Annotated in this window: 1 protein-coding gene; it reads left to right on the top strand. The window is 32.5% G+C overall.

The genetic code is table 11. The features are described 5' to 3' along the window. The first annotated feature begins 483 nt into the window (after nucleotides 1-483). Nucleotides 484-624 (top strand): hypothetical protein, encoded by a 141-nt coding sequence (locus AC1DRF_RS30930; RefSeq protein ID WP_206742252.1) that lies wholly within the window; start codon nucleotides 484-486, stop codon nucleotides 622-624. Nucleotides 625-717: the final 93 nt, after the last annotated feature.

Raw genomic sequence — 717 nt, 5'->3', positions numbered from 1 at the left:
CGACCAATGATGCATAGTAACTTTTTATAAAGAAAACAAGGAGCCAGTCCTTTGCAAGTGGTTTTTTTATTAAGTATATAAAAGAACTAATACCAAAGAAATAAAGGAATTTTATAAGGTTTATTTCAAATTTTCGCCCCAATGTTTAGCACCTCCACAAAGATAGTTTATCTTTGATATAGGAGGTTATACTAAGGAAATCTCGAAATTAAATCAGTAAACAGTGAATAAATAAGGTTCTATTTTGATATAAAATTGTTTCTCAATTGTGAACATTTTCACTTAAACTAACGGGTGGCAAATGTTTAATATGTACAATCTCACTTATTTGAAATAAAAACGGTCACCGTGAAAAAGAACTCAATTTGGGTTCTTTTTTTTACTAAATTAATTGCAGAAAACGACTATACCATTGTACGGAAATGCCTGTATTATAAGCGATGTGAACAAGAAGTACTTAAAAATAAAATTAATTGTAGGGGTTTGCGATCTATGAGATATCGATTTTATATGAATGGGGATGAGTCGGGGAAATTGAACGGCAGTAAGCCCAATTTTGACATCATTGATGATGTTGTCATGGGCGATGCTTTCTTTGTTGGTGGAGGAATGTACTTAAAGTAATGGGGAAGGTTAGTTGAAGAAGKAATTCTTTCCTTGGCTATGGATAACAGATGTTATAAAACTATGCAGAACCCAAAAGGACAAAAGCGGAAG

The organism is Priestia sp. P5_B4, from assembly GCF_056400385.1.
This window is presented reverse-complemented; position numbering and strand designations above follow the sequence as displayed.